Genomic DNA, 25,064 nt, shown 5'->3' with positions numbered 1-25,064 from the left:
TGGGGAGGTGGGGCGGCCGCTCAGGACACGTCGACCACCACCGAGTGCCAGCCCGTCGCACCGTTGGGTACGGTGCCGACGCGCCGGTCGGTCTGCGTGGCGCCGGTACGGTCCGTCGCGCGGACCTCGAGGGTGTGGCTGCCGGAGGTGGCCGGCCATTCCCACACCCACTGGCGCCAGGTGTCCCGGCTGTCCTCGGCCGCCAGCCGCGCGGTGTTCCACGGGCCGCCGTCCACCCGGACCTCGACCCGCTGGATGCCGCGGTGCTGGGCCCAGGCGACCCCGGCGACCGGGATCGTGCCGGACTTCGGGGAGGCGAAGGGGCGCGGAGTGTCGATACGGGACTCCGTCTTGATGGGGGCCTGCCGCGACCAGGACCGCTTGACCCAGTAGGCGTCGTAGTCGTCGAACGTGGTGAGTTCGATGTCCTTGATCCATTTGCAGGCCGACACGTATCCGTACAGGCCGGGAACGACCATCCGGACAGGGAAGCCGTGCTCGAAGGGCAGCGGCTCACCGTTCATGCCGAGGGCGAGCAGCGCGTCGCGCCCGTCCATGACGTCCTCGACCGGGGTGCCGATCGTCATGCCGTCCACCGAACGCGCCACGATCTGGTCGGCGCCGCCGCCCCGGGACGGAGGCTTCACCCCCGCTTCCCGCAGCAGATCGGCCAGACGCACGCCGATCCACCGGGCGTTGCCGACGTACGGTCCGCCCACCTCGTTGGAGACGCAGGTCAGGGTGATGTCGCGCTCGATGATCTCCCTGCGCAGCAGGTCCTGGAAGCTGAGCGTCAGGGGCTTGCGCACGCCCTTGCCGTGAATCCTCAGCCGCCACCCGCCGGCGTCGACGCGTGGTACGACCAACGCCGTGTCCACCCGGTAGAAGCTCTTGTTCGGGGTGACGAACGAGCTCAGACCGCGCAGGCGCAGATCGGTGCCCGCGGGTACGGCCGGCGCCGCCGAGTCGGGTACGGGCAGCACCAGGTCGTCACGTGAGGCGGCGGCCCCGGCCTGGACGGCGGACGTGAGCCGCCGTCCCAGCAGTCCGGCGCCGGCCGACGCCGCCGCCGCGGCGCTCGCCGCGATGACGAAGCCGCGCCGGTCGAAGGTGCCGTGGGCCGGCTCCCCGTCCCTCCCGCCAGCCGCGGGGGAGGGAACGGGAACCGGCGTCAGCCGTCCGGCCAGGAGATACAGCACTCCCGCGGCCACCACGGCACCCACCACCGAGGGCAGGGCGTCGGACAGGCGGCCCTCCGGCCGCCCGACCGCCGCTACTGCCCCGACCACTCCGAAGACCAGTACGGCCGCCGAGCCGATCAGCCGGTGACGCAGCGCCAGCAGGCCGACCGCCATGGCGAAGACCGCCAGCAGGGCCAGGATGCCGAGTTGCAGAACCAGCTTGTCGTTCGTGCCGAAGTTCCGTACGGCGAAGTCCTTGAGCGCCGGGGGAGTGCGGTCGATCACCGCACCGCCCACCGCCGCGACCGGCCCCGCCTCGGGACGGACGACCGCCGCGACCAGCTCGGCGACGGCCAGGGCGCAGAACCCGGCGATCAGACCGCTGAGCGCGGCGAAGGCCGCGCGTGCCCAGCGGGCCCGCCGGGACCCCTGGGCCCCGTTCCGTGTGTCGTTCCGATCTTCACTCACAACCGGGATTCGTCCCAGGACGCCCGGCGGATTGGTCTGTCACCCGAATGAATGAGAGTTGCTCCCCGCCAATCCGCGGCGCGACCGGTAACGAACCACAGCCGAAAGGCATCGCCGCTCCTCCTGACGGAACGAGCAGGGGCCGGTGCCGGTAAGCGGAGGAGGCGCAATGACAGACAGCCGGCGACGCACGGCCGTCGTGGGGAGCGGGGTGGCGGGACTGACCGCCGCCCACATCCTGCAAAGGGCCCACGACGTCACGCTGTTCGAGGCGGACGACCGGGTGGGCGGTCACGCGCACACGCACGACCTGCCGGCCTCGGACGGCCGGATCCACCGCGTGGACTCCGGCTTCATCGTGCACAACCGGCGCACCTATCCGCATCTGCTGCGGCTCTTCGCGGAACTGGCCGTCCCGACGCAGGAGTCGGAGATGAGCATGTCCGTACGGTGCGAGGGCTGTGGCCTGGAGTACGCGGGCGCCCGCGGCCCGGCCGGTCTCCTCGCCCGGCCGGCATCGGTCCTCGGCCCCGCCTACCTGCGGATGCTGGCCGCCGTCCCCCGCTTCCACCGGGCCGCCCGGCGCCTGCTGACGGACGGCGGGCCGGACGCGGACGCGATGACGCTCGGCGACTTTGCCGCCCGTGGCCGGTTCTCCCGGTACTTCACCGCCCACTTCCTGACCCCCGTGGTCTCCGCGGTCTGGTCCTGCGACCCGGTGACCGCCATGCGCTACCCCGCCCGCTACCTCTTCCGCTTCATGGACCACCACGGGATGCTCGCGGTCGGCGGCTCCCCGGTGTGGCGGACCGTCACCGGCGGGTCGGGTGCCTACGTCGAGCGGGTGACCAAGCGGCTCGCCGCCGTCCGTACCGCGACCCCGGTCCGTGCCGTGCGCCGCCACGCGGAGGGCGTCGACATCGTCACCGCCGACGACACCACGGAGCCGTTCGACTCCGTGGTCATCGCCACCCACCCCGACCAGGCGCTGCGCATCCTCGCGGACCCGACCGACGAGGAGTCCCGCACCCTGGGCGCCTTCCGCTACTCGCGCAACCCCACCCTGCTGCACACCGACACCGGGCTGCTGCCGACGGCCCGCGGAGCCCGCGCGTCCTGGAACTACCTGATGCCGTCCTGCTCCGCCGACGCGGCCCACGTCACCGTCAGCTACGACATGAACCGGCTCCAGCGGCTGGACGCCCCCGAGACCTTCGTCGTCACGCTGAACGGCGCCGACCGTGTCGCCCCCGGCCTGGTCCGTGCCCGGATGGTCTACGAACACCCCGTCTTCACCCCCGGGTCGGTGGCCGCGCAGGCCCGGCTCCCCGCACTGTCCGGCCCGGTCACCGCCTACGCGGGGGCGTACCACGGCTGGGGATTCCACGAGGACGGCTGCCGCTCGGGGGCCGAGGCGGCAGCGGCGCTGGGGGTGGACTGGTGAACGCCCTCTACCCCTGCACGATCACGCACGTACGGACCGCACCCGGCAGGTACGCCTTCCGGCACCGCACCTACCTGTGGCTGATCGACCCCGACGCGCCCCCGCCCCTGCCCCGCCCCCTGCGCCTGCTGGCCGGCTTCGATCCACGCGATCACTTCGGCGGTACGGCCCCGACCGTCCGGGCCGGCCTCGACCGGTTCCTGACCGCCCACGGCATCGAACTCGCCGACGGATCCGTGCGGATGCTCACCCAGGCCCGGGTCCTGGGCCACGTCTTCAATCCCCTGACCGTCTACTGGTGCCGCCGTGCCGACGGCACCCCGCTCTGCACGGTCGCCGAAGTGCACAACACGTACGGCGAACGCCACTGCTACCTGCTGCGCCCGGACGGATCGGGCCGTGCGGACACCGGCAAGGAGTTCTACGTGTCGCCGTTCTTCGCGGTCGACGGCGACTACCGGATGCGCCTGCCCGAGCCCGGGCCCCGGCTCGCGCTGACCGTCCATCTGGAGAGGGCCGGCCTCCGGCCGTTCACCGCCACGGTCCGGGGCGTACGGCAGCCGGCCACCCCCGGGGCGCTGATGCGGCTCGCCGTCCGCCACCCCTGGTCCACGGCCGTCGCCTCGGCCGCCATCCGGCTGCACGGCATCCGCCTCCTCGTGCGCGGACTGCCCGTACAGCCGCGTCCGCACCACCGCACCCAGGAAGGAATGCAGTGAGCCTGTCCACGTCCCACTCCCCGTCCCCCTCCTCACCTCCCGCGCGCGCCACGGCGGCCGCCGATCCCGGCCGCCGCGGCCCCGGCACCGTGCGGCCGCCGCGCGCGTCCCGGCTGCGGGCCACCGTCGCCGAACGGCTCGTCCGCCACGCACTGGCCGGGCTCCCGCTGCGGGTGAGCCTGGCGGGAGCCGAACAGCTGGGGCTCGGGGGCCCGTTGATGGACATCCGCGACCCCGCCACGTTCTTCCGCAGGATCGGGGATGACGGCCTGATCGGATTCGGCGAGTCGTACATGGCGGGGGAGTGGGACTCACCCGACCTGGTGGGGGTCCTGACCGTCCTCGCCGACCACGTCGCCACCCTGATCCCGCCGTCCCTCCAGCGGCTGCGCGGACTCTGGGCCCCCCGCCGTCCCGCCGGACAGCTCGGCACGCAGGAGGGCGCACGGGACAACATCAGCCACCACTACGACCTGTCCAACGAACTGTTCGCGCTCTTCCTCGACGACACGCTCAGCTACTCCGCCGCCCTCTTCCGCGGCTTCCCGGCCGAGCACGCCCTGCTGCCCGCCGCCCAGCACCGCAAGATCGACCGGCTGCTCGACCTCGCCGGAGTCGGTCCCGGCACCTCACTCCTGGAGATCGGCACCGGCTGGGGCGAGCTCGCGATCCGTGCCGCCGCCCGGGGCGCCCGCGTCCTGTCCGTCACGCTCTCCGGGGAACAGCAGGAGCTGGCCCGCCGGCGGATCAGGGACGCCGGATGCGAGGACCGCGTCGAGGTCCGGCTCTGCGACTACCGGGACGTCGACGGGCAGTACGACGCCATCGTCAGCGTCGAGATGATCGAGGCGGTCGGCGCGGAGTTCTGGCCGGTGTACTTCCGCACCCTGGACCGGCGGCTCGCCCCCGGCGGCAAGATCGCCCTGCAGGCCATCACCATGCCCGACGACCGGATGCGCGCCGCCCGGAAGACGTACACCTGGATCCAGAAGTACATCTTCCCCGGCGGACTGCTCCCCTCCGTCGAGGCCGTCGAAGAGGTCACGGCCGCACACACCGCCCTGCGCATCGAGCGCCGCGACGACTTCGGCACGCACTACGCCGAGACCCTGCGGCTGTGGCGCGAACGGTTCACCGAACGGGCCGCCGACGTCGACGCGCTCGGCTTCGACGCCACCTTCCGTCGTATGTGGACCTTCTACCTGGCCTACTCCGAAGCGGGATTCCGCTCCGGCTACCTCCATGTGCAGCAGATGCTGCTGACCCGACAGGAACCGGCACGATGACAGTCACCGGCAAGCAGGCCGCAGCCCCCGGCGCGGCGCAACGCCTCGAACCCCTCGTCGAGCAGCTGCTCGGCGGTGAACTCCCGGTCAGGGTGAGGATGTGGGACGGCAGTGAGACCGGGGCCGCCGACGGCCCCCTGGTCCACGTCCGCTCGCGCCGCGCGCTGCGCCGGCTCCTGTGGGCACCGGGCGAACTCGGTCTCGCCGAGGCCTACATCACCGGCGACGTGGATGTCGAAGGAGACCTGGCCGCCGGCCTGCGGGCGATGCGCCACGCGGTGCGCGAGCGCGGACTGCGGCCGCCCCGCCCCGGCGTCGGCGGGCGGCTGCGGGCGGTCGGCACCGTACTGCGCATGGGCGCCGTCGGGCCCCGGCCACCGGTGCCCGCCGCCCGGGCGGGACTCCACGGCGTCCCGCACAGCAGGACCCGCGACCGGGCCGCCATCAGCCACCACTACGACCTGTCCAACGCCTTCTACTCCCTGCTGCTCGACGAGACGATGGCCTACTCCTGCGGCTACTGGACGAGCGACGCCCCCGGCTACGGCCCGGCGGACGCGCAGCGCGACAAGCTCGAACTGATCTGCCGCAAACTCGGACTCGTCCCCGGCGCCCGGCTGCTGGACATCGGCTGCGGCTGGGGATCGCTGACACTGCACGCCGCGCAGCGGCACGGCGTCCGCGTCACCGCGGTCACCCTCGCCCGGGAGCAGGCCGCGTACGTGCGCCAGCAGGTGGCCGAACGGAACCTGGAGAGCCTCGTCGAGGTCCGCTGCCGCGACTACCGCGACATCGCTCGGGCGCCGGGCCACGAGGGCGGGTACGACGCGGTGTCCACCGTGGAGATGGGCGAGCACGTCGGGGACGCCCAGTACCCGGCCTTCGCGAGGACGCTGCACGCCATGGTGCGCCCGCGCGGCCGGGTGCTCGTCCAGCAGATGTCGCGGGGGCGCGACGCCCCGGGCGGCGGTGCCTTCATCGAGTCGTACATCGCGCCCGACATGCACATGCGCCCGCTCGGGGAGACGGTCGCGCTGCTGGAGGACGCGGGTCTGGAGGTGCGTGACGTCGAGGGGCTGCGCGAGCACTACGTCCGGACCGTCGACGCGTGGCGGCACACCCTGGAGGAGCGCCGGCAGGAGATCACGGACCTCGTCGGAGAGGAGACGGTGCGGGTGTGGCGGCTCTATCTGGCCGGTGGCGCCCTCGCGTTCGATGAGCGGCGGATGGGGGTGGACCAGATCCTCTCCGTACGGCCCGAGGAGACCGGCGCGGCCGGGATGCCGGCCACCCGGAGCGGCTGGTACGCGGCGCCGGCCGAGGTGCCAGCCGCCCGCGACGGGTCGACGGCCGGGCTCGCGGGATGAGCGGCTTCTCGTGGGCGGCGTTCGCGCAGGGGCTGGCGCCATGCGCGGGCGCGGCGCTCGCTGTCATGCTCGCCACGTTCGCCGTCGGCCGGCACAAGGGTGTGCACCGCGTCGTGGACATCGCCTGGGGGCTGGGGTTCACCGCCGTCGCCCTCGTGTCCTGCGTCATGGCGGCGGGGGACGGGAACGACACGCGCCGTCTTCTGGTCACCGCGCTCACGGCGGTCTGGGGGCTGCGTCTGGCCTGGCACATCGCCGTGCGCGGGCGCGGCCACGGCGAGGACCCGCGGTACGAGGCGATGCTCGCCAAGGCGCCGGGCAACCCGGACCTCTACGCCCTGCGAAAGGTGTACCTGCTTCAGGGCGCCCTGGTCTGGGTGATCTCGCTCCCGGTGCAGGCGGCCGGATACCTGACGGGAGAGGCCGGGGTGTGGGCCTGGGCGGGTGCCGGACTGTGGACCGTGGGCCTGGTCTTCGAAGGCGTGGGCGACCACCAGTTGGCGAGGTTCAAGGCCGATCCGGCCAACCGCGGGAAGATCATGGACCGCGGTCTGTGGGCCTGGACCCGGCATCCGAACTACTTCGGTGACTTCTGCGTGTGGTGGGGCCTGTTTTTGATCGTCTGCCCGGCGCCGGGGGCGGCCGCCGCCACGCTGGTGTCACCCGTGCTGATGAGCTTCCTGCTCATCGGCGGCAGCGGAAAGGCGCTCCTGGAGCGGCACATGGCCGAGCGGCCCGGGTTCGCCGCGTACCGGGCCAGGACCAGTGGCTTCCTGCCGCGCCCGCCCCGCGGCTGAGTGATCGCGCCCGGCCCGCGGCTGAGTGATCGCGCCCGGCCCGCGGCTGAGTGATCGCGCCCGGCCTCGTCCCGCGCGGCCGGGCGCCTTCTCACGCCGGCAGGTTCATCAGGGCCAGCGGGGCCGACGTGGGCTGCGCCGAGCCGCCCGCGGGTTCGACGGTGACGCCCATGCCGGAGGCCCCGTCCACCGGGCCGTCGAGCAGGGCCGCGTACGTCGCCGAGGAGTCGCCCTCGCCCGACGCCCGCATCAGGCCCGCCGGACGCATCGTGCCGTCGTCGTCGAACCACAGTTGGTAGACCTTGCCGCTGGGTGCCTCGCTCAGACCCGAGGCCAGGAACACGGCGCGGTCCTGACTCCGCGAGACCACCACGGTTCCCGTCGCACCGTCCTCCAGCTTCCCGGACCGCGACCGCGCGTCGGGCGCGGCGAGAACCTGGGCGAGCTGCTCGCTCCGCTCCTGCGTGGCACGCGCCTCCTGCCGGGCGTCCTGGGCCTCCTGGTTCTGCCACACCGCGACGCCGCCGAATCCGGCCGCCGCGGCCAGGCTCGCGGCGAGCGCGAACGCCGGCCACCGCCGGGTCCGGCCCGCGCCGTCGCGTCCGGAGGCGCTCGTGTGCGCGCGGCGGCCGGTGGCCGGCGGCTCCTGGCGTACGGTCGCGATCTCCCGCATCACCCGCTCGCGCAGCTCCTGGGGCGGCGCGGCGGAGACGGCGAGCCCCAGCCGGGTCGCGGTCTCCGAGAACTCGAGCACCTCCACGGAGCAGGCCTCGCAGTTGCCCAGGTGCCGCTCGAAATCGCGGCGTTCGGAGTCCGGGAGGGCGTGCAGGGCGTAGGCCCCGGTCAGTGTGTGCAGTCCGGCGTCGCTCATGAGCTCACCCCGAGGCAGTCGCGCAGCCGGATGAGTCCGTCGCGCAGTCGAGTCTTGATCGTTCCGAGCGGTGCGGCGAGGAGCTCGGCCACCTCGCGATAGGTCAGCCCGCGGTAGTACGCGAGCGTGACCGACTCCCGTTGCAGTTCGGAGAGCGTCCGCATGCAGCGGCGTACCTGCTCCCGCTCCAGCCGGGTCTCGACCTGTTCGGTGACGTCGTCGAAGGCGGGTGTGCGGTCGAGCAGCGCCGCCTTGTGCTCGCGGGCCGCCGTCGCCTCCGCCGAGCGCACCCGGTCCACCGCCCGGTGGTGGGCCAGCGTCAGCACCCAGTTCATGGCGCTTCCACGGGCCGCCTGGAAGCGTGAGGCCGTGCGCCACACCTCGACCAGCACCTCCTGCGCCACCTCCTCCGACTGCGCGGGATCGCGCAGAACGCTGCGCACCAGTCCCAGCACCGGCCCGCAGACCGCCTCGTACACCTGGGAGAAGGCGTCCTGATCGCCCCGGGCGACCATCCCCAGGAGTTCCTGGAGATCCGGCCCCGCCGAGGCCGGTCCGCTGATGTAGACGGCTTCTTTCACGCGGGCTTCCTCCCAGAGGTACATCGGTCTGCGGTGGTGATTCGGAGCCGGTGGCAGCGTGGATTGGTCAGAAGCGCAATCCTTCCACGCCCTGCTGAATTCGCGATACATCGCGGTTGACGCACCTCGGCACTCGCGATATGTTCGGTCACGAGTATTCGACGGCGAAGTGAAGGGGGTGAGGGCGGTGGCCAAGCGGCGCAAGCTCGGCAATCCGCTGGCGCTCACGGTGATGGTGCTGCTCTCGGAGCGGCCCATGCACCCGTACGAGATCGCCCAGACCCTCCGTCGGCGGGGCAAGGAACACAGCGTCAAGATCAACTTCGGCTCGCTCTACACCGTGGTCCAGAACCTGGAGAAGCACGGCTATGTGGAGGTCACCGGCGTGCAGCGGCAGGGCAACCGCCCGGAGCGCACGCTGTACGGCATCACCGAGGCCGGGCGCACCGAGATGCTGGACTGGCTGTCCGACCTGATCGCGGTGCCGGTGGACGAGTTCCCCGTGTTCGACACCGCCCTGTCGCTCCTCCCGGTACTGCCGCCGGACGAGGTGGCGGAGCTGCTGCAGGACCGGGAGCAGGCGCAGAACGTCCGGGCCGCGGCGCTGCGGGGCGTGCTCACCCAGCTGGGGGACCTGCTGCCCCGGGTCTTCGTCGTGGAGAGCGAGTACCAGCTCCACATGATCGAGGCCCAGCTGGAGTGGATCAGGGGCTTCCGCAAGGAGCTCGCCGACTCCAGCATCAGTGGAATCGAGGAATGGAAGGCCTTCCACGAGACCGGTGAGATGCCCCGGGACTGGCAGGACCTGGACGAACGGGACATTGTCCTCGATCCCGGCCACACGGTGTGACGGGAGGGACGGACCAGGAGAAGAAGCGGACCCCGGCGGGAGCTGTTGGCGCAGCGCCCGCCAGGGTCTCGGACCCCGGACCGGACAAGCCGTGAAGGCACGCCAGGCGATCGAGGTGCGGCACACCCAGGATAGCCCGGCACATCACGCGCGGACCGGCTCGGCGAGACACCCCGCACTCGGACACCCGAGTGCCCCGCCGACCACAGGAGAGCTCCGTCATGAGCACCCGTGCGCCCGCCGTCCAGGCGCGGCAGCTGATCAAGACCTATCCAGGTGACGTCACCGCACTCAGCGGGATGGACCTCACCGTCGCTCCCGGCACCGTCTTCGGCCTCCTCGGGCCCAACGGGGCCGGGAAGTCCACCACCGTGAAGATCCTCACCACCCTCGCCCGCCCGGACTCCGGGACCGCGTCCGTCGCCGGACACGACGTCCTGCGACACCCCGACCGGGTCCGCCGCGCCATCGGCGTGGTCGCTCAGAAGTCCGGCGCCGACCCCGTCGCCACCGGCCGGGAGAATCTGGTCCTGCAAGGCCGGCTGTACGGATTGCGCGGCACCGCCGTCCAGCGCCGGGCCGATGAGCTGCTGGACCGCTTCGACCTCGCGGACGCCGGGAGACGCCAGGTCAAGGGGTACTCCGGCGGGATGCGGCGCCGACTCGACGTGGCACTCGGCCTCGTCCACCGACCCGAGGTCCTCTTCCTCGACGAGCCCACCACGGGCCTCGACCCGGAGGCCCGCACGGCGATGTGGGAGGAGATCTCCCGGCTGGCCGGTGAGGAGGGCCTCACCATAGTGCTGACCACGCACTACCTGGAGGAGGCCGACCGGCTCGCCGAACGCATCGCGATCGTCGACCGCGGCCGCATCGTCGTCGAGGGCACCCCCGACGACCTCAAGGGCGAACTGAGAGGCGACGCCGTCCACATGGAGCTGCGCGCCGACGGCGACCGCGAGGCCGCCACCGCCGCACTCGCCGGACTGCCCGGTGTGTACGAGGTGCTGGTCGACGGCCGCCGGGTCAGTGTCCGCGCAGAGGACGGGGCGGCCGCCGTCCCGGTACTGCTCGCCGCCCTGGAGCGGGCCGGAGCGGCCGTGGCGGCGGCCACCGTCGCCCGCCCGTCCCTCGACGACGTCTATCTGCGGTACGCCGGCCGCCGCTTCTCCGAGGCGGAGGCCGAAGGCCCGGACAGCGCCCCCGTACCGGCCGCCGCAGGAGGCACCCGATGAGCAGTCAGGCATGCGCCCAGACCTGGTACATGACCCAGCGCCAGCTCATGGCGATCCTCAGACAGCCGGTCTTCCTGGTGATCTCCCTGATCCAGCCGGTGATCTGGCTGTTCCTGTTCGGCAACCTCTTCAGGAAGGTCGTCGAACTCGGCGGCTTCGGCACCACGTCCTACCTGGACTACCTGATCCCCGGCATCGTCGTGATGAGCGCCCTGGGGTCGAGCATGTGGGCCGGAATGGGCACCCTGGAGGAGATCGAGCGCGGCACGCTCAACCGCTTCCTGACGACGCCCGTCAGCCGCAACGCGCTGATGAACGCCAACGTCGTGCAGAACGGCATCAGCACGGCGGTGCAGTCCGTGATCATCGTCCTGCTCGGCCGGGCCGCGGGTGCCTCCTACCCGGGCGGGGTGGGCGGCCTGCTGATCCTGGTCCTCGCCTCGATCCTGCTCGGTACGGTGTTCGGCGCACTGTCCAACGCGCTGGGCATGCTGGTCCGGCAGCGGGAGTCGATCATCGGCATCAACACCTTCCTGCTCCTGCCGCTGACCTTCCTCTCCACCTCCTTCATGGCCCCGGGCCAGATGCCGTCCTGGATGCGGCACATCGCCGACTTCAACCCGGTCAACTGGGCGATGGTGGCGGGCCGCTCCGCCCTGACGGCGGATCCGGACGTGGGTCTCGTGCTCAGTCGCGGGGGAGCGCTGCTGGTGCTCGCCGTCGTCGCGGTCTGGTTGTCGACCCGCACCTTCCGCTCGTACCAGAAGTCCGTCTGACGCTCGTACCAGAAGTCCGTCTGACGCTCGTACCGGAAGTCCGTCTGATGGATGGCGCCCCAACGGCGCCGGCGGCGCGAACGGGATCGCGACTGTGCCCCGGTCCACGGACCGGGGCACAGGGCGTTTCGTCGGCAGGGACTACGCGGCGTTCTCCTGCTCGCGCTCCACCTGCTCGTTCCACTCGCGCTTGACGGAGCGCCAGGTGTCGTCGTTCTGGCCGAGCCGCCAGTAGCCGGAGATCGACAGCTGCGGCAGCGGAATCCCGCGGTCGAGCCTCAGGTGGCGGCGGATCTCCTTGACGAAGCCGGCCTCGCCGTGGACGAACGCCTGGACGTCGCCCGCGGGGAACTCCAGCTCCTTCACCGCGGCGGTGAGCGCCTCGCCCACCGGACGATCGCCCCGGTGCAGCCAGGTGACCTCGACGCTGTCCGGCGACGCGATCTTCTGCTCCTCCGAGGCGTCGGCGACCTCGATGAAGGCGTGGGCCACCGTGCCCGCGGGCATCTGCTCCAACGCCGCGGCCACGGCGGGCAGCGCGCTCTCGTCGGCCACCAGAAGGTGCCAGCCGGCCGAGGCGTCGGGGGCGTAACCGCCGCCGGGGCCCAGGAAGGTCACCTGGTCACCCGCTGCCGCGCGGGCCGCCCACGGGCCGGCGAGGCCCTCGTCGCCGTGCACCACGAAGTCGATCGCCAGCTCCCGGCTGTCCGGGTCCCAGGAACGCACCGTGTACGTACGGGTCGTGGGCCAGAGCTCGCGCGGGAACTCCTCGCGGATGCGGGCCATGTCGAAGGGGTGCGCGTAGTCGGCGCCCTCGGGGGCGAAGCACAGCTTGACGTAGTGGTCGGTGAAGCCGGACAGCGTGAAGTCGGCGAGACCGTCACCACCGAGCACCACCCGGATCATGTGCGGGGTGATCTGCTCGGTGCGCAGGACCTGCGCACCCTGCGCCTTGGGTGCCCGCCGCGCCGGTCGTTCTGCCACGAGATTGTCTCCCTGCTCCGGATACCGGACCGGTGGCCCGCTACTCGCGACCATCGGTCTTAGGGTTACCTAAGCTAACACCTCGCATGGACGGTGTGGAGGCGGTGGACCGCTCAGGCGTCAAGGACGGAGAGCAGGCGCTGCAGGGCCCCGCCCAGTCCCCACTGGTCCGCGAGTGCTTCGAGCGTCGCCGGATCGCGTGGTTCGGACGGCAGTGCGGGGTCGAATTCCGGCAGGGGTACGTCACCGGCGACCCGGACGACGGTCGGCGCGACGGCCACGTAGTCACGGGCCTCGTCGAGCCGCTTGCGCTGCGAGGGTGTCAGCTTCGCGGCCGGATCATCGACCGCGGCCATGATCCCGGCCAGGTCGCCGAACGCGTCCAGCAGTTTCGCCGCGGTCTTCTCGCCGATGCCGGGAACGCCCGGGAGCCCGTCGCTCGGGTCGCCGCGCAGCAGCGCCAGATCGACGTAGCCGGAGCCGGCCACCCCGTACTTCTCGCGGAGCCAGGCCTCGTCCGTCATCTGGAGGGTGCCGACGCCCTTCAGCGGGTAGAGCACCCGCACCTCGCGGGCGTCGTCCACCAGCTGGTAGAGGTCGCGGTCGCCGGTGACGATGTCGACCGGGCCGGTCGCCAGGCCGGTCAGCGTGCCGATCACGTCGTCGGCCTCGTACCCCGCGACGCCGACCCGGGCGATGCCCAGCGCGTCGAGGACGGCCGCGATAATCGGCACCTGCGGGGCGAGCGTGTCGGGTGTCTCCTCCTCGTCGGGCAGGCCGGCGCCCGTCTCCACCGCGACGCGGTGCGCCTTGTACGAGGGGATCAGGTCCACCCGCCACTGCGGCCGCCAGTCCGCGTCCCAGCAGGCGACCAGATCGTCCGGTCGGTGGTCCTGCACCAGCCGGCCGATGAAGTCGAGGAGTCCGCGCACGGCGTTGACCGGTGTCCCGTCCGGCGCGCGCACCGAGTCGGGCACCCCGAAGTAGGCGCGGAAGTAGAGGGAGGCGGTGTCGAGGAGCATCAGGCGTCGCGTCACACCCCGATGATGCCGCACCCCACCGACAGTGGCCGCCGCGGACGCGGTTCCCGCCCCGGAGGCACTCTTCTGTGAGCTGGGTCACTCTTGCGTTTGCTTCGTGTAAGCGGGGGCAGGCGCGCCATCGGAGCGAACCACGTCGCATTTTCAACTAGTGCACGTGCCATGCGGACCGAATCCGCACCGCTCCACGGTCTGCCGGCGGGGGTGGCAGACCGTTTTCGGTTCAACGCGTGAGGTGTATGTGTCAAGGCTGCAAGCCGAGCACTTGTACAAAGTGTTCGGCAGACGACCCGATCAAGCCGTGCAGAAGCTCGAGAGCGGCACGGACCGCGACGAGCTGCGCGCCGACGGAACGACCGCAGCGGTGATTGACGCATCGTTCACCGTGGAACCGGGCCAGATCTTCGTAGTGATGGGCCTGTCCGGATCCGGCAAGTCCACGTTGCTGCGCATGCTCAACGGGCTGCTGGAGCCCACGGCCGGCCAGGTGCTCTTCGACGGCCAGGACCTGACCGCCCTGAGCCCCGCCGAGCTGCGCCACGTGCGCTCCACCAAGATCAGCATGGTGTTCCAGCACTTCGCGCTCTTCCCCCACCGGAGCGTTCTGGAGAACGCCGGCTACGGCCTCGAGGTGCAGGGCGTGCCGCGCGCCGAGCGCAACCGCCGCGCCACGGAGGCGCTGGAGATGACCGGCCTCGCCGGCTGGGAGGAGTCCTGGCCCGACGAGCTGTCCGGCGGCATGCAGCAGCGCGTGGGCCTCGCCCGCGCGCTCGCCACCGACGCCGACCTGCTCCTCATGGACGAGTCCTTCAGCGCGCTCGACCCGCTGATCCGGCGCGACATGCAGGACCAGCTCCTGGAACTGCAGAAGCGGCTGAAGAAGACCATCGTCTTCATCACCCACGACCTCAACGAGGCCATGCGCCTCGGCGACCGCATCGCGGTGATGCGCGACGGCGAGATAGTCCAGCTCGGCACCGCCGAGGACATCCTCGTCACCCCGGCCAACGACTACGTCGCCTCCTTCACCCAGGACGTCGACCGCTCCCGGGTGCTGACCGCGGGCGCCATCATGGCCGAGCCGCACACCGTGATGGGCACCAGGACGGACGACGGCAGGGAACTGCGTACGCCCGCCGACGTCCTGAGGGAGGCCCCGGCCACCGTCGCCGAGTCCACCCCGATCATCGAGCTGTTCACCCCCTGCTCGCAGAGCGGGGTCGCGGTCGCCGTGACCGACGACAAGGGCAAGCTCGTCGGCGTCGTGCCGCGAGCCCGGCTGCTCGCCGTGCTCGGCGAGCCGATGACTCCCGCCGAGGCTCCCGCGGACGCCCAGACCACGCTGAAGAAGGTGGCCAGTGTTTAGGCTCCACCTCGGCGACTGGGTCGATTCCGCCGTCGACTGGCTCCAGACCCACCTGGCCTGGCTCTTCGACGCCATCAGCTCCGTCGTGAGCGGCATGTTCGACGGCATCGCCACCGTTCTCTCCGCCCCCGCCCCCCTGCTCTTCGCGGGCATCGTCGCCGTCATCGCCTGGTGGCTGCGCGGCCTGCTCGCCGGTGTGCTCGCGTTCGTCGGCTTCGCCCTCATCGACTCCGTCGAGTTGTGGGACGAAGCGATGGACACCCTGACCCTGGTGCTCGTCGCGACCATCGTGACGCTGGTCCTGGCGATACCGCTGGGCATCTGGGCGTCCCGCTCGAAGACCGTCAGCGCGGTGACCCGGCCGGTCCTCGACTTCATGCAGACCATGCCCGCCATGGTCTACCTGATCCCCGGCGTCATCTTCTTCGGCGTCGGAGTGGTCCCCGGGATCATCGCCACCATCATCTTCGCGCTGCCCCCGGGCGTCCGGATGACCGAGCTCGGCATCCGCCAGGTCGACGGTGAACTCGTCGAGGCGGCCGAGGCCTTCGGCACCACCTCGCGCAACACCCTGCTGCGGGTGCAGCTGCCGCTGGCGCTGCCCACGATCATGGCGGGCATCAACCAGGTCATCATGCTGGGCCTGTCCATGGTGGTCATCGCCGGCATGGTCGGCGGCGGCGGCCTCGGCGGCTCCGTCTACCGCGCCATCGGCAACGTCGACGTGGGCCTCGGTTTCGAGGCCGGCGTCTCCATCGTCGTCCTGGCGATGTACCTGGACCGCATGACCAGCGCCCTGGGCCGCGAGGTCTCCCCGCTCGCCCGCCGCGCGCTCGCCAAGGCGCAGGCGGTGACCGGTGGGCTGAAGGTGTGGAACTACCGCCCGCAGCCCGTCGTCGCCCTGGTCGGCATCGTGGTCCTCGCCCTCGTCGCCGGCGGCATGGGCATGTTCGGTTCCTCGGACAAGGACAGCACCGCGGCCTCCGACCCCAAGAACATCGGGGCCGGCAAGAAGATCAGCATGGGCTACATCCCGTGGGACGAAGGCATCGCCTCCACCTTCCTCTGGAAGGAGATGCTGGAGCAGCGCGGCTTCGAGGTCGACGTCAAGCAGTACGAAGCCGGCGCCCTCTACACGGGCATGGCGGGCGGCCAGATCGACTTCGAGACCGACTCCTGGCTTCCGGTCACCCACGCGTCGTACTGGAAGAAGTACAAGGACCGCCTGGAGGACATGGGCTCCTGGTACGGACCGACCTCCCTGGAGCTCGCCGTTCCCTCGTACATGAAGGGCGTCGACTCCCTCGACGACCTGAAGGGCAAGGCGTCCGACTTCAAGGGCCGGATCGTCGGCATCGAGCCGAGCGCCGGTGAGATGGGCCTGCTCAAGGACAAGATCCTGCCGGGCTACGGCCTGGACAAGGAGTACAAGGTCGTCGACGGCTCCACCCCGGCCATGCTGGCCGAGCTGAAGCGCGCGTACGCCAAGAAGGAACCGATCGTCGTTCCTCTCTGGTCGCCGCACTGGGCCTACAACCAGTACGACCTCACCAAGCTCAAGGACCCCAAGAACCTCTGGGGCAAGGGCGACGGCATCCACACGCTGACCCGCAAGGGTTTCGCGGCCGACAACCCCGAGGTCGGCAACTGGCTCAAGAACTTCAAGATGACCGAGGACCAGCTCACCAGTCTTGAGGCGCAGATCCAGAAGAGCGGCTCCGGCAAGGAGCAGGAGGCCGTCCGGACGTGGCTGAAAGCCAACCCGGGCGTCGCCGACAAGTGGACCCCGGTCAAGAAGGCCGCCACCTCCAAGGGTGCCAACGGCAAGGACGAGCGCGACCGCGCCGTCGAGATGGCCTGGTTCCCCTGGGAGGAGGACATCGCCGCCACGTACCTGTGGAAGGCCGTCCTGGAGGACCGCGGTTACAAGATCAACCTCAAGCAGTTCGAGGTCGGGCCGATGTACGCCGCGATGTCCCGCGGCCAGATCGACGTGCAGTTCGACGGCTGGCTGCCGTACACCCAGAAGAACTACTGGGACAAGTACGGCCCCAAGCTGACCGACATCGGCTCGTGGTACGGCCCGACCTCCATCGAGATCGCGGTGCCCGACTACGTCAAGGACGTGAAGTCCCTGGCGGACCTGAAGGGCAAGGGCTCGGAGTTCAAGGGCCGGATCGTCGGCATCGAACCGGGTACCGCCACGATGGAGAACCTGAAGAAGAACGTGCTGCCGGGCTACGGCCTGGACAAGGAGTACAAGGTCGTCGACGGCTCGACGCCGGCCATGCTGGCCGAGCTGAAGCGCGCGTACGCCAAGAAGGAGCCCATCGCCGTCGTGCTGTGGACCCCGCACTGGGCGTACAGCGAGTACAAGATGACCAAGCTCCAGGACCCGAAGAAGGCTTTCGGTGACGGCGACCGGCTGCACACCATCGCCTCCAAGGAGTTTCCGCGGAACTACCCGCAGCTGACCAAGTGGTTCAAGGACTTCAAGCTCAGCGAGGACCAGCTCGCCGGTCTGGAGAACCAGATCCAGAAGCGCGGCGCGGGTCACGAGGAGGAAGCCGTGAAGGCCTGGATGGACAAGAACCCGGGCATCGCGGACAAGATGGCGCCCCAGCGGTAACGGCGCCGGCGGCCCCCACCAGGGGCCGCGGCAACGAAGGGGTGGGCCCCGCCGACGGCGGGGCCCACCCCTTTCCGGCTGTCCGGACGACTCTTTCCCGGCCGACCTCGCGCAACGGAGTGCGTAAGGTGCTCGCAGCCGGAAGGATGGCGACTCGGGAGGGAGCCGGACATGGACGACAAGGAAACACTCCGGGTGGGCGCCGCGGTCCGCCGACAGCGCAGATCCCTGGGACTCACCCTGGCCGCGGTCGCCGCACGCAGCGGCCTGTCCGTACCGTTCCTCAGCCAGATCGAGAACGAACGGGCCAGACCCAGCGCCCGGTCCCTGGACCGGGTCGCCGACGCCCTGGAGACCACCACCGCACGTCTGCGGGCCGCCGCGGACTCCGCACGCGCGGTCGACGTGGTGCGCGGCGGGCAGGAGGACGGCGTACGCAGGGTGGTGCGCGGCCGCCATCAGCTCAGTGCCCTCGAATTCACCGGGGAGATCGACCTCGGCCGCGAGTTCCAGCACCGCAACGACGAGGTGATGTACGTCGCGGAGGGCGCGGCCGAGGTGGAGGCGGAGGGGCAGGCCTACCGGCTGGAGCGCGGCGACACGCTGTTCCTCTCCGGCGGGGTGCGCCACCGCTGGCGGGCCACCGTACCCGGCACCCGCCTGCTGTTCGTCGCGGTCGCCGAGCACATCGACGCCACGTTCGACCCGCGGCGCTGAGGCGCGCCACCCGCGAGGCGCCCCTCCTGCGCGGCGTCGCTCAGGCGGCGGGGGCGGCCGTCGGCGCGGGCTTGTGCGGGGCCGCGAGCAGCACCCCACTGAGCAGCCCGCGCACCGTGCGTGCGCCGGCCACCGCCCAGGCCGTCACCAGCAGCACGTAGAGGGCGACGGCCAGCCAGGTGAACGCCGTCAGACCGGTGTGCCGGGCCAGACCGGCGGCCCCCGTCACACACGTACCGACGGGGAAGGTGAAGCCCCACCACGTCATGGCGAACGTCATCCCGCCCCGCGCCGCCCGCACCACCAGGGCGACCGACAGGGCCAGCCACAGCAGGGCGAACCCCATGACCGGCACCCCGTACAGCACCGCGAACGCACCGAGTGCGGAGGCGTACGGAGCCTGGATCGCACCCGGCGCCACATCGGCCAGCGCGTTGACCGCGGTCGTCGACTGGCCCAGCGGGCCGAGCACCAGGAAAAGGGTGGGCGTCAGCACGAGCGGCAGCGGACCCCGGTGGACGAGGCGGGCGAAGATCAGCGGCAGCATCACCAGCGTCGCCAGCAGACTCAGCCCGAACATCGCGTAGCAGGCGAGCAGCAGCGCCTCCCGCCACTGCCCCTCGGGCAGCTCCGGCACCAGCAGAGGGCCGAGCGCGGCCGACACCATCGGCGCCACCACCGGCAGCAGCCACACGGGGGACGCGGTGCCCGGCTCCGTCCGGTGGCGGACGATCATCAGATACGGGATCGCCACGGCGGCGGCCAGCCCGGTCAGCGTGCCGGCGGTGAACAGCGCCACGTCCAGTGCCAGGGCCGCCTGTGAGCCGATCACGTCCCGGCCCACCACCATCCCCGACCCGCCGACGGCCAGCAGGGCCATCGAGAGGCAGCCGTAGAACGGCGCGACCGCGGGATCGTGCAGATGCGCACGGGCCTGGTCGCGGTGGGCGGCCCAGTGCCCGGCCCGGGCCGTCAGCACGGCGGCGAGCAGGACCGCGGAGAGCACCCACACCGTCGCGCAGGCAGCCCGCAGCCCGGGGACGTGCACAGGGAGCGCGACGCCCGCACTCGCCACGATCGACGTGCCCATGACGGTGGCGTACCAGTTGGGGCCGAAGTGCCGCAGCGCCGGCCGCCGGGCGGCGGCGGAGTACGGGGGAGCGGTGCGGATCTGCGGAAAGATGGCCATGCCATGATTCTCGGCTTCCGGATCGTCCCCCACCAGGGAGTCCCGGCCTATGAGGTCATAAGGTGGGCTTATGACCAGCGAAGCGCCCGCACTCCTCTCCCACCGGGTACCCGACCTCGGCGCGCTGGAGCTGCTCCTGGCCGTCGCCCGGCACGGGAGTCTCGGACGGGCCGCCCGTGACGTGGGCATCACCCAGCCCGCAGCCAGCAGCCGCATCCGCACGATGGAACGGCAACTCGGCCTCGCCCTCCTCGACCGCTCGCCCCGAGGCTCGCGCCTCACGGACGCGGGTGCGCTCGTCACCGACTGGGCACGCCGGGTCGTCGAGGCCGCCGAGGCGTTCGACGCGGGCGCCCAGGCACTGCGGGACCGCCGCGACTCCCGGCTGCGGGTCGCCGCGTCCATGACCATCGCCGAATACCTGCTGCCGGGCTGGCTGATAGCGCTGCGGGGCGAACGGCCCGACACCGCGGTGTCGCTGCTCGCCGGCAACTCCGCGGTGGTCGCGCAGCGCCTGCTGACGGGCGAGGCGGATCTCGGCTTCGTCGAGGGGCTGTCCGTGCCGGAGGGCCTCGACGGCACGGTGATCGCGCACGACCGCCTCGTCGTCGTGGTCGGCCCCTCGCACGGCTGGGCCCGCCGCCGCACCCCGCTGACCCCGCGGGAGCTGGCCGAGACGCCGCTGATCCTGCGCGAGCACGGCTCCGGCACCCGCCAGGTCCTGGACGCCGCTCTCGCCGTGCACGGCGGCCTGGCCCAGCCGCTCCTGGAGCTCTCCTCCACCACGGCGGTGAAGGGCGCGGCGGAGAGCGGCGCCGGGCCCTGCGTCCTGAGCGAACTGGCCCTCGGCGAGGAACTCTCCGCCCGCCGCCTGGTCAAGGTCCCGATCGCCGGGGTCCGCCTGCGCCGCCAGCTCCGCGCCGTCTGGCCCGCGGGCCACCGGCCCACGGGCCCGGCCCGCGACCTGCTCTCCCTGACGCGGTCGAGCCCGCCCGGCGACTGAGGGGCTGCCGGCCGCGGCCCCGCGAATCCGCAGGCCCGCCGGGGACTGAGGGGCTGTCGGCCGCGCCCGCGTAAATCCGCTGGCCCGCCCGCCCGGCGAGTGGGAAGGATGGCCGCATGACCGTGACCGCACCGCCCGCCACCGGCCTCCGCCACCACTGGGCCGACCTGCCCGCCGCCGTACGCGACGCCGTCCAGGACATCCTGGGCGCGCCGGTCGTCGAGGCCCGCACCCAGAGCGGCGGCTTCTCGCCGGGTGTCGCCGCCCGGGTCCGGCTCGCGGACGGCGGGCGCGCCTTCGTGAAGGCAGTGAGCGCCGAGGTCAACCCCGACAGCCCGGACCAGCACCGCGCCGAAGCCCGGAACACCGCGGCGCTCCCGCCGCACGCCCCCGTACCGAAGCTGCTCGGCTCGTACGACGACGGCACCTGCGTCGCCCTCGTCCTGGAGGACATCGACGGCCACCAGCCCCGCGTCCCCTGGGAGCCGGCCGAGCTGGACCGCGTCCTGGCGGCGGTCGGTGACCTGTCCCGCACCCTCACCCCGGCCCCGGTCGAGGCACCGCCCGCCGCCGTCGGCAAGACCACGATGTTCACCGGCTGGCGCACCCTGCACGCGGCCGGCGACACCACGCGGCTGCACCCCTGGGCGGCCCGCCGGCTCGGCGCACTCGCGGAGCTGGAGTCCGGCTGGGCCGTGCCCGCCTCCGGGGACAGCCTCGCCCACGGTGACCTGCGAGCCGACAACATCCTGCTCACCGAGGACCGAGTCGTCTTCGTCGACTGGCCCCACGCGCTGCTCGCGGCGCCCTGGTTCGACCTGCTGACGATGCTGCCGTGCGTCGCGGCCCAGGGCGGCCCCGACCCGGAAGCCGTCTTCACCGCCCACCCGCTCGGCCGGGACGCCGACCCCGCCGGGGTCACCGCCGTACTCGCCGCGCTGGCCGGCTACTTCGTCGCGCACTCGCTGTGCCCGGACCCGCCGGGCCTGCCGACGCTCAGGGCGTTCCAGGCGGCGCAGGGAGCGGCCGCGCTGGACTGGCTGCGACGCCGGGCCGGCCACGGGCTCGACGGCTGACCGCGGGGACACGGCTCAGCGCCGCGCCACGTAATACACGTTCAGGATGTCGCCCTCGACCCGCTGGGTGTCGATCCGGCCGAACCCGGCCTCACCGAGCATCTTCCGGGCCCTCTGCTCACCCCAGACGGCACCAAGCCCCTCACCGCCCTCGCCCAGCGAGACGCTCATGCAGTAGAACACCGAGAACGTGTAGAGGGCCGGGCCCAGCGGGTGGTCGATGTTCTCCTCAAGACGGCTGGACGCAGCGATGTCCCCCATCAGGAACACGCCGTCCTCGGACAGGGCGGCGGCGACGCAGGCCAGCGTGCGCGCCGGCCGGGCGAGGTCGTGGATGACGTCGAACGCCGTGATCAGGTCGTAGGAGCCGTCGAGCTCGGCGCAGTCGCCGATGTCGAAGGCGGTGTTGGCCAGCCCCAGCGCCGCTGTCTCGGCCCGGGCGGCGGCGATGCCCTCCTCGGACATGTCGAGCCCCTGGAAGCGGCTCGCCGGAAAGGCCCGGGCCAGGACGTTGACCGCACGGCCGTGGCCGGTACCGATGTCGAGCACCTCGATGCCCCTACGCAACCGCTCCGTGAGGCCGGGTACCAGCGGGACGATCCCGTTCACCAGAGCCAGGTCGAAGACCTCGCCGGACTCCTCCGCCTGAAGGCTCTGGAACCGCGGATAGGCCGAGTACGGCAGCCCGTCCCCGGTACGGAACGCCTCCAGCACCTGTTGTTCGACCTCACCCATCATGCCGAAGTCCTGCGCGATCCGGGCCAGGTTGCCGGGCCCGGCCGCCCGCGTGAGCGAGGCGGCGTGTTCGGGCGGCAGCGCGTACGTGGCCTGCTCCGGCTCGTAGTCGACGATGCCGCCGACGACCATCGCGCCCAGCCACTCCCGGACGTAACGCTCGTTCAGCCCGGCGGCCCCCGCGATCTCCGCACTCGTGGCCGGTGACATGCCGGCCATCGTGTCGAACAGGCCGCTCTGGTGACCCAGACCCGCCATCAGACCCAGGCCGGTGTCGTTCACCACCTGAACCATGCGGCCCGCGAACACTTCCTGCTTCACCGCGTCCGGTGTCGCGACAGACATCGCTCCTCCTCTCGCCGTCGGGCCACGGGGAGGGAGGCGGGGACAGCCGGCCGGCCGCGCTCACGGCGGGCGGCCCGACGGGACGGCGACGGATACTCTCCTGCCCGCCACGCTACGCCGCCGGGGCGCCGGCGTCCGCCCGGGACAGCGGCGCCCGCCGCGGGACCACCGAACGCGGACGGCGGTCACCGCCCCCGCACCGCCACCGACGCCTCGGTCACCGCCCCCGCACGGCCGCCGAGGCCGCCACCAGCGCCCGCATCACCCGCACGTCGTCACCCATCTCCGGATGCCACTGCACCCCGAGCACCCACCCCGGCCCCGGCAGCTCGACCGCCTCCACCGTGCCGTCCGCCGCGTGCGCCGAGGCCACCAGGCCGGCGCCGAGGCGGTCCACGGCCTGGTGGTGGTACGTCGGTACGTCGCAGGGGCCGGACACCACGGAGGCGTAACGCGTACCGGGCACCGGCGTCACCACGTGCGCGCCGAACACCCCCGTCGCCCCGTCCGGCCCCGCGTGCCCGTCCAGATGCTGCGTCAGGGTGCCGCCGAGCGCCACGTTCAGCAGCTGCATCCCGCGGCAGATCCCGAGCAGCGGTGTGCCGGACTCCAGCGCCGCCCCGATCAGCGCCGCCTCCCAGCCGTCCCGCTCCGGTGCGGGCGGCCCGGTCCGCGGGTCGCGCTCCGCCCCGTACCGGGCGGGATCCACATCCGGCCCGCCCGCCACCACCACCGCGTCGAGCCGGGCCACCACGGACGCCGCGAGCTCCGGCGCGTCCGGCGGCAGCAGCACGGCCACCCCACCGGCCTCCCTCACCAGCCGGGCGTAACCGGCGGGCAGCAGCGTGGCCGGCAGATCCCAGACACGCCAGCGCGCCGACGCCTCCAGGTAGGTACTGATCCCGATCAGCGGACGGTTCATCCAACGCCTCACTTCACTCGCACGGCACGCGGAACGAACCGGCACCGTATCCAAATCCCTTGCCCTGCCCATAAATTTGGATCATCCGTCGGCCCGCGAGGAGAGGAACCACCCGTGTCCGACCGAACAGCCCCGCTCGCCGTCGAGGAACTCCGCCTCCTCGTCGACAGCGGTGAGATCGACACCGTGGTCCTGGCCTTCCCCGACATGCAGGGGCGCCTCCAGGGCAAACGCTTCGCCGCCGCCTTCTTCCTCGACGAGGTCGTGGCTCACGGCACCGAGGGCTGCAACTACCTCCTCGCCGTCGACACCGACATGAACACCGTCGACGGCTACGCCATGTCCTCCTGGGACCGCGGCTACGGCGACTTCGCCATGCACCCCGACCTCTCCACCCTGCGCCGGGTGCCCTGGCACGAGGCCACCGCCATGGTCACCGCCGACCTCAGCTGGGCCGACGGCTCACCCGTCACCGCCGCCCCCCGCCAGATCCTGCGCCACCAGCTGGAGCGCCTCGCCGAGCACGGCTACACCGCCCACGTGGGTACCGAGCTCGAGTTCATCGTCTTCAAGGACACCTACGAACAGGCCTGGGACCGCGGCTACCGCGACCTGACCCCGGTCAACCAGTACAACGTCGACTACTCGGTCCTCGGCACCGGCCGCGTCGAGCCGCTGCTGCGCCGCATCCGCAACCAGATGGCGGGCGCCGGCCTCACCGTCGAGTCCGCCAAGGGCGAGTGCAACCCCGGCCAGCACGAGATCGTGTTCCGTTACGACGAGGCCCTGGTCACCTGCGACCAGCACGCCGTCTACAAGACGGGCGCCAAGGAGATCGCCGCGCAGGAGGGCGTCGCGCTCACCTTCATGGCCAAGTTCAACGAGCGCGAGGGCAACTCCTGCCACATCCACCTCTCGCTCCGCTCCACGGGCGAACCCGGCCGCAGCGTCATGGCGGACACCGACGGCACCATGTCCCCGGTGATGCGCCACTTCCTGGCCGGCCAGCTCGCCGCCCTGCGCGACTTCTCCCTCCTGTACGCGCCGAACATCAACTCCTACAAGCGCTTCCAGCCCGGCTCCTTCGCCCCGACCGCCGTCGCCTGGGGTCACGACAACCGCACCTGCGCCCTGCGCGTCGTCGGCCACGGCCAGTCCCTGCGCCTGGAGAACCGCCTCCCCGGCGGCGACGTCAACCCGTACCTCGCCGTCGCCGCACTCGTCGCCGCGGGCCTGTACGGCATCGAGCACGCGCTCGAACTCCCCGAGCCGTGCGAGGGCAACGCCTACGCCGCCGCGTACGACCACGTCCCCACCACCCTGCGCGAGGCGGCCGGGCTCTGGGAGCACAGCGACATCGCCCGCGAGGCCTTCGGCGACGAAGTCGTCGCGCACTACCGCAACATGGCACGCGTCGAACTCGACGCCTTCGACGCAGCGGTGACCGACTGGGAGCTCCGACGCTCCTTCGAACGCCTGTGAG

General features: G+C 71.9%; 22 protein-coding genes. 14 read left to right on the top strand and 8 right to left on the bottom strand.

Annotated elements, in window-relative coordinates:
- Positions 1-20: 20 nt before the first annotated feature.
- On the bottom strand, positions 21-1,559 hold the full coding sequence (locus tag ACFYPA_RS31505) for a sulfite oxidase (RefSeq protein WP_389135759.1): 1,539 nt from the start codon (positions 1,557-1,559) through the stop codon (positions 21-23).
- 259 nt (positions 1,560-1,818) lie between these two features.
- Between ACFYPA_RS31505 and ACFYPA_RS31500 the strand changes: the two genes are divergently transcribed.
- From ACFYPA_RS31500 to ACFYPA_RS31480, 5 genes are read left to right on the top strand one after another with little or no spacing between them, the layout of a single operon-like run.
- Positions 1,819-3,093 carry an NAD(P)/FAD-dependent oxidoreductase gene (locus ACFYPA_RS31500; RefSeq protein WP_389135730.1) on the top strand — a complete coding sequence of 425 codons (1,275 nt, stop codon included), beginning with the start codon at positions 1,819-1,821 and terminating at the stop codon, positions 3,091-3,093.
- Positions 3,087-3,812, top strand: a complete 726-nt coding sequence (locus ACFYPA_RS31495) for a DUF1365 domain-containing protein (RefSeq protein ID WP_389135756.1) — start codon at positions 3,087-3,089, stop codon at positions 3,810-3,812. The genes ACFYPA_RS31500 and ACFYPA_RS31495 overlap by 7 nt, the downstream gene beginning before the upstream one ends.
- Positions 3,809-5,098 carry a class I SAM-dependent methyltransferase gene (locus ACFYPA_RS31490; RefSeq protein WP_389135727.1) on the top strand — a complete coding sequence of 430 codons (1,290 nt, stop codon included), beginning with the start codon at positions 3,809-3,811 and terminating at the stop codon, positions 5,096-5,098. The genes ACFYPA_RS31495 and ACFYPA_RS31490 overlap by 4 nt, the downstream gene beginning before the upstream one ends.
- On the top strand, positions 5,095-6,465 hold the full coding sequence (locus ACFYPA_RS31485; RefSeq protein WP_359316006.1) for a cyclopropane-fatty-acyl-phospholipid synthase family protein: 1,371 nt from the start codon (positions 5,095-5,097) through the stop codon (positions 6,463-6,465). The genes ACFYPA_RS31490 and ACFYPA_RS31485 overlap by 4 nt, the downstream gene beginning before the upstream one ends.
- Positions 6,462-7,262 (top strand): DUF1295 domain-containing protein, encoded by an 801-nt coding sequence (locus ACFYPA_RS31480; RefSeq protein ID WP_359316009.1) that lies wholly within the window; start codon positions 6,462-6,464, stop codon positions 7,260-7,262. The genes ACFYPA_RS31485 and ACFYPA_RS31480 overlap by 4 nt, the downstream gene beginning before the upstream one ends.
- A gap of 91 nt (positions 7,263-7,353) precedes the next feature.
- On the opposite strand, the gene ACFYPA_RS31475 is transcribed toward ACFYPA_RS31480, so the two are convergent.
- Together ACFYPA_RS31475 and ACFYPA_RS31470 are read right to left on the bottom strand one after the other, a co-directional pair.
- Complete coding sequence (locus tag ACFYPA_RS31475) at positions 7,354-8,133, bottom strand: anti-sigma factor domain-containing protein (RefSeq protein WP_389135722.1); 780 nt, start codon at positions 8,131-8,133, stop codon at positions 7,354-7,356.
- Positions 8,130-8,714 carry a sigma-70 family RNA polymerase sigma factor gene (locus tag ACFYPA_RS31470; RefSeq protein WP_359084359.1) on the bottom strand — a complete coding sequence of 195 codons (585 nt, stop codon included), beginning with the start codon at positions 8,712-8,714 and terminating at the stop codon, positions 8,130-8,132. The genes ACFYPA_RS31475 and ACFYPA_RS31470 overlap by 4 nt, the downstream gene beginning before the upstream one ends.
- Positions 8,715-8,901: 187 nt before the next feature.
- Between ACFYPA_RS31470 and ACFYPA_RS31465 the strand changes: the two genes are divergently transcribed.
- The 3 genes from ACFYPA_RS31465 to ACFYPA_RS31455 all read left to right on the top strand — a co-directional run bounded on the left by ACFYPA_RS31465 (position 8,902) and on the right by ACFYPA_RS31455 (position 11,575).
- Positions 8,902-9,564 carry a PadR family transcriptional regulator gene (locus tag ACFYPA_RS31465; protein WP_359084358.1) on the top strand — a complete coding sequence of 221 codons (663 nt, stop codon included), beginning with the start codon at positions 8,902-8,904 and terminating at the stop codon, positions 9,562-9,564.
- 221 nt (positions 9,565-9,785) lie between these two features.
- Positions 9,786-10,799: an ABC transporter ATP-binding protein gene (locus tag ACFYPA_RS31460; protein WP_389135719.1), complete on the top strand. Its 1,014-nt coding sequence runs from the start codon at positions 9,786-9,788 to the stop codon at positions 10,797-10,799.
- Complete coding sequence (locus tag ACFYPA_RS31455; RefSeq protein ID WP_359084356.1) at positions 10,796-11,575, top strand: ABC transporter permease; 780 nt, start codon at positions 10,796-10,798, stop codon at positions 11,573-11,575. Before ACFYPA_RS31460 ends, ACFYPA_RS31455 begins: the two co-directional genes overlap by 4 nt.
- Positions 11,576-11,716: 141 nt before the next feature.
- Here ACFYPA_RS31455 and ACFYPA_RS31450 read toward each other — a convergent pair whose 3' ends face one another.
- Positions 11,717-12,559 (bottom strand): siderophore-interacting protein, encoded by an 843-nt coding sequence (locus ACFYPA_RS31450; RefSeq protein ID WP_359084354.1) that lies wholly within the window; start codon positions 12,557-12,559, stop codon positions 11,717-11,719.
- Between the two features lie 113 nt (positions 12,560-12,672).
- A complete protein-coding gene (locus ACFYPA_RS31445) occupies positions 12,673-13,581 on the bottom strand; it encodes a 5'-3' exonuclease (protein ID WP_359084387.1) in 909 nt (302 codons plus the stop codon).
- 319 nt (positions 13,582-13,900) lie between these two features.
- On the opposite strand from ACFYPA_RS31445, the gene ACFYPA_RS31440 reads away from it, so the two are divergent.
- The 3 genes from ACFYPA_RS31440 (at position 13,901) to ACFYPA_RS31430 (ending at position 18,311) form a co-directional block, all read left to right on the top strand.
- Positions 13,901-14,965, top strand: a complete 1,065-nt coding sequence (locus ACFYPA_RS31440) for a glycine betaine/L-proline ABC transporter ATP-binding protein (protein ID WP_389135715.1) — start codon at positions 13,901-13,903, stop codon at positions 14,963-14,965.
- Positions 14,958-17,594, top strand: a complete 2,637-nt coding sequence (locus tag ACFYPA_RS31435; protein ID WP_359316019.1) for an ABC transporter permease/substrate binding protein — start codon at positions 14,958-14,960, stop codon at positions 17,592-17,594. Before ACFYPA_RS31440 ends, ACFYPA_RS31435 begins: the two co-directional genes overlap by 8 nt.
- A 171-nt stretch (positions 17,595-17,765) precedes the next feature.
- Complete coding sequence (locus ACFYPA_RS31430) at positions 17,766-18,311, top strand: helix-turn-helix domain-containing protein (protein WP_359084350.1); 546 nt, start codon at positions 17,766-17,768, stop codon at positions 18,309-18,311.
- A gap of 40 nt (positions 18,312-18,351) precedes the next feature.
- Here ACFYPA_RS31430 and ACFYPA_RS31425 read toward each other — a convergent pair whose 3' ends face one another.
- Positions 18,352-19,500, bottom strand: coding sequence for a TDT family transporter (locus ACFYPA_RS31425; protein ID WP_389135711.1), 1,149 nt, complete (start codon positions 19,498-19,500; stop codon positions 18,352-18,354).
- Between the two features lie 70 nt (positions 19,501-19,570).
- Between ACFYPA_RS31425 and ACFYPA_RS31420 the strand changes: the two genes are divergently transcribed.
- Entirely contained in the window at positions 19,571-20,503 is a 933-nt protein-coding gene (locus ACFYPA_RS31420) for a LysR family transcriptional regulator (RefSeq protein WP_389135708.1), read from the top strand.
- A 116-nt stretch (positions 20,504-20,619) separates the two neighbouring features.
- Entirely contained in the window at positions 20,620-21,579 is a 960-nt protein-coding gene (locus ACFYPA_RS31415) for an aminoglycoside phosphotransferase family protein (RefSeq protein WP_359084346.1), read from the top strand.
- Positions 21,580-21,594: 15 nt separating this feature from the next.
- Here ACFYPA_RS31415 and ACFYPA_RS31410 read toward each other — a convergent pair whose 3' ends face one another.
- Positions 21,595-22,659, bottom strand: coding sequence for a class I SAM-dependent methyltransferase (locus tag ACFYPA_RS31410; RefSeq protein ID WP_389135705.1), 1,065 nt, complete (start codon positions 22,657-22,659; stop codon positions 21,595-21,597).
- A 217-nt stretch (positions 22,660-22,876) separates the two neighbouring features.
- A complete protein-coding gene (locus tag ACFYPA_RS31405) occupies positions 22,877-23,581 on the bottom strand; it encodes a gamma-glutamyl-gamma-aminobutyrate hydrolase family protein (RefSeq protein ID WP_359316034.1) in 705 nt (234 codons plus the stop codon).
- Between the two features lie 114 nt (positions 23,582-23,695).
- On the opposite strand from ACFYPA_RS31405, the gene ACFYPA_RS31400 reads away from it, so the two are divergent.
- Positions 23,696-25,063 (top strand): glutamine synthetase family protein, encoded by a 1,368-nt coding sequence (locus tag ACFYPA_RS31400; RefSeq protein WP_359316037.1) that lies wholly within the window; start codon positions 23,696-23,698, stop codon positions 25,061-25,063.
- The last annotated feature ends 1 nt before the right edge of the window (position 25,064 follow it).

The sequence above is a fragment of the Streptomyces sp. NPDC005775 genome (genome assembly GCF_042871565.1).
Classification (GTDB): domain Bacteria; phylum Actinomycetota; class Actinomycetes; order Streptomycetales; family Streptomycetaceae; genus Streptomyces.
This window is presented reverse-complemented; position numbering and strand designations above follow the sequence as displayed.

Coding starts and splice junctions, on each gene's coding strand:
- ACFYPA_RS31500 (WP_389135730.1), top strand. CDS start 1,819: ATGACAGACAGCCGGCGACGCACGGCCGTCGTGGGGAGCGGGGTGGCG.
- ACFYPA_RS31485 (WP_359316006.1), top strand. CDS start 5,095: ATGACAGTCACCGGCAAGCAGGCCGCAGCCCCCGGCGCGGCGCAACGC.
- ACFYPA_RS31480 (WP_359316009.1), top strand. CDS start 6,462: ATGAGCGGCTTCTCGTGGGCGGCGTTCGCGCAGGGGCTGGCGCCATGC.
- ACFYPA_RS31475 (WP_389135722.1), bottom strand. CDS start 8,133: ATGAGCGACGCCGGACTGCACACACTGACCGGGGCCTACGCCCTGCAC.
- ACFYPA_RS31460 (WP_389135719.1), top strand. CDS start 9,786: ATGAGCACCCGTGCGCCCGCCGTCCAGGCGCGGCAGCTGATCAAGACC.
- ACFYPA_RS31455 (WP_359084356.1), top strand. CDS start 10,796: ATGAGCAGTCAGGCATGCGCCCAGACCTGGTACATGACCCAGCGCCAG.
- ACFYPA_RS31445 (WP_359084387.1), bottom strand. CDS start 13,581: ATGCTCCTCGACACCGCCTCCCTCTACTTCCGCGCCTACTTCGGGGTG.
- ACFYPA_RS31430 (WP_359084350.1), top strand. CDS start 17,766: ATGGACGACAAGGAAACACTCCGGGTGGGCGCCGCGGTCCGCCGACAG.
- ACFYPA_RS31425 (WP_389135711.1), bottom strand. CDS start 19,500: ATGGCCATCTTTCCGCAGATCCGCACCGCTCCCCCGTACTCCGCCGCC.
- ACFYPA_RS31420 (WP_389135708.1), top strand. CDS start 19,571: ATGACCAGCGAAGCGCCCGCACTCCTCTCCCACCGGGTACCCGACCTC.
- ACFYPA_RS31415 (WP_359084346.1), top strand. CDS start 20,620: ATGACCGTGACCGCACCGCCCGCCACCGGCCTCCGCCACCACTGGGCC.
- ACFYPA_RS31410 (WP_389135705.1), bottom strand. CDS start 22,659: ATGTCTGTCGCGACACCGGACGCGGTGAAGCAGGAAGTGTTCGCGGGC.
- ACFYPA_RS31405 (WP_359316034.1), bottom strand. CDS start 23,581: ATGAACCGTCCGCTGATCGGGATCAGTACCTACCTGGAGGCGTCGGCG.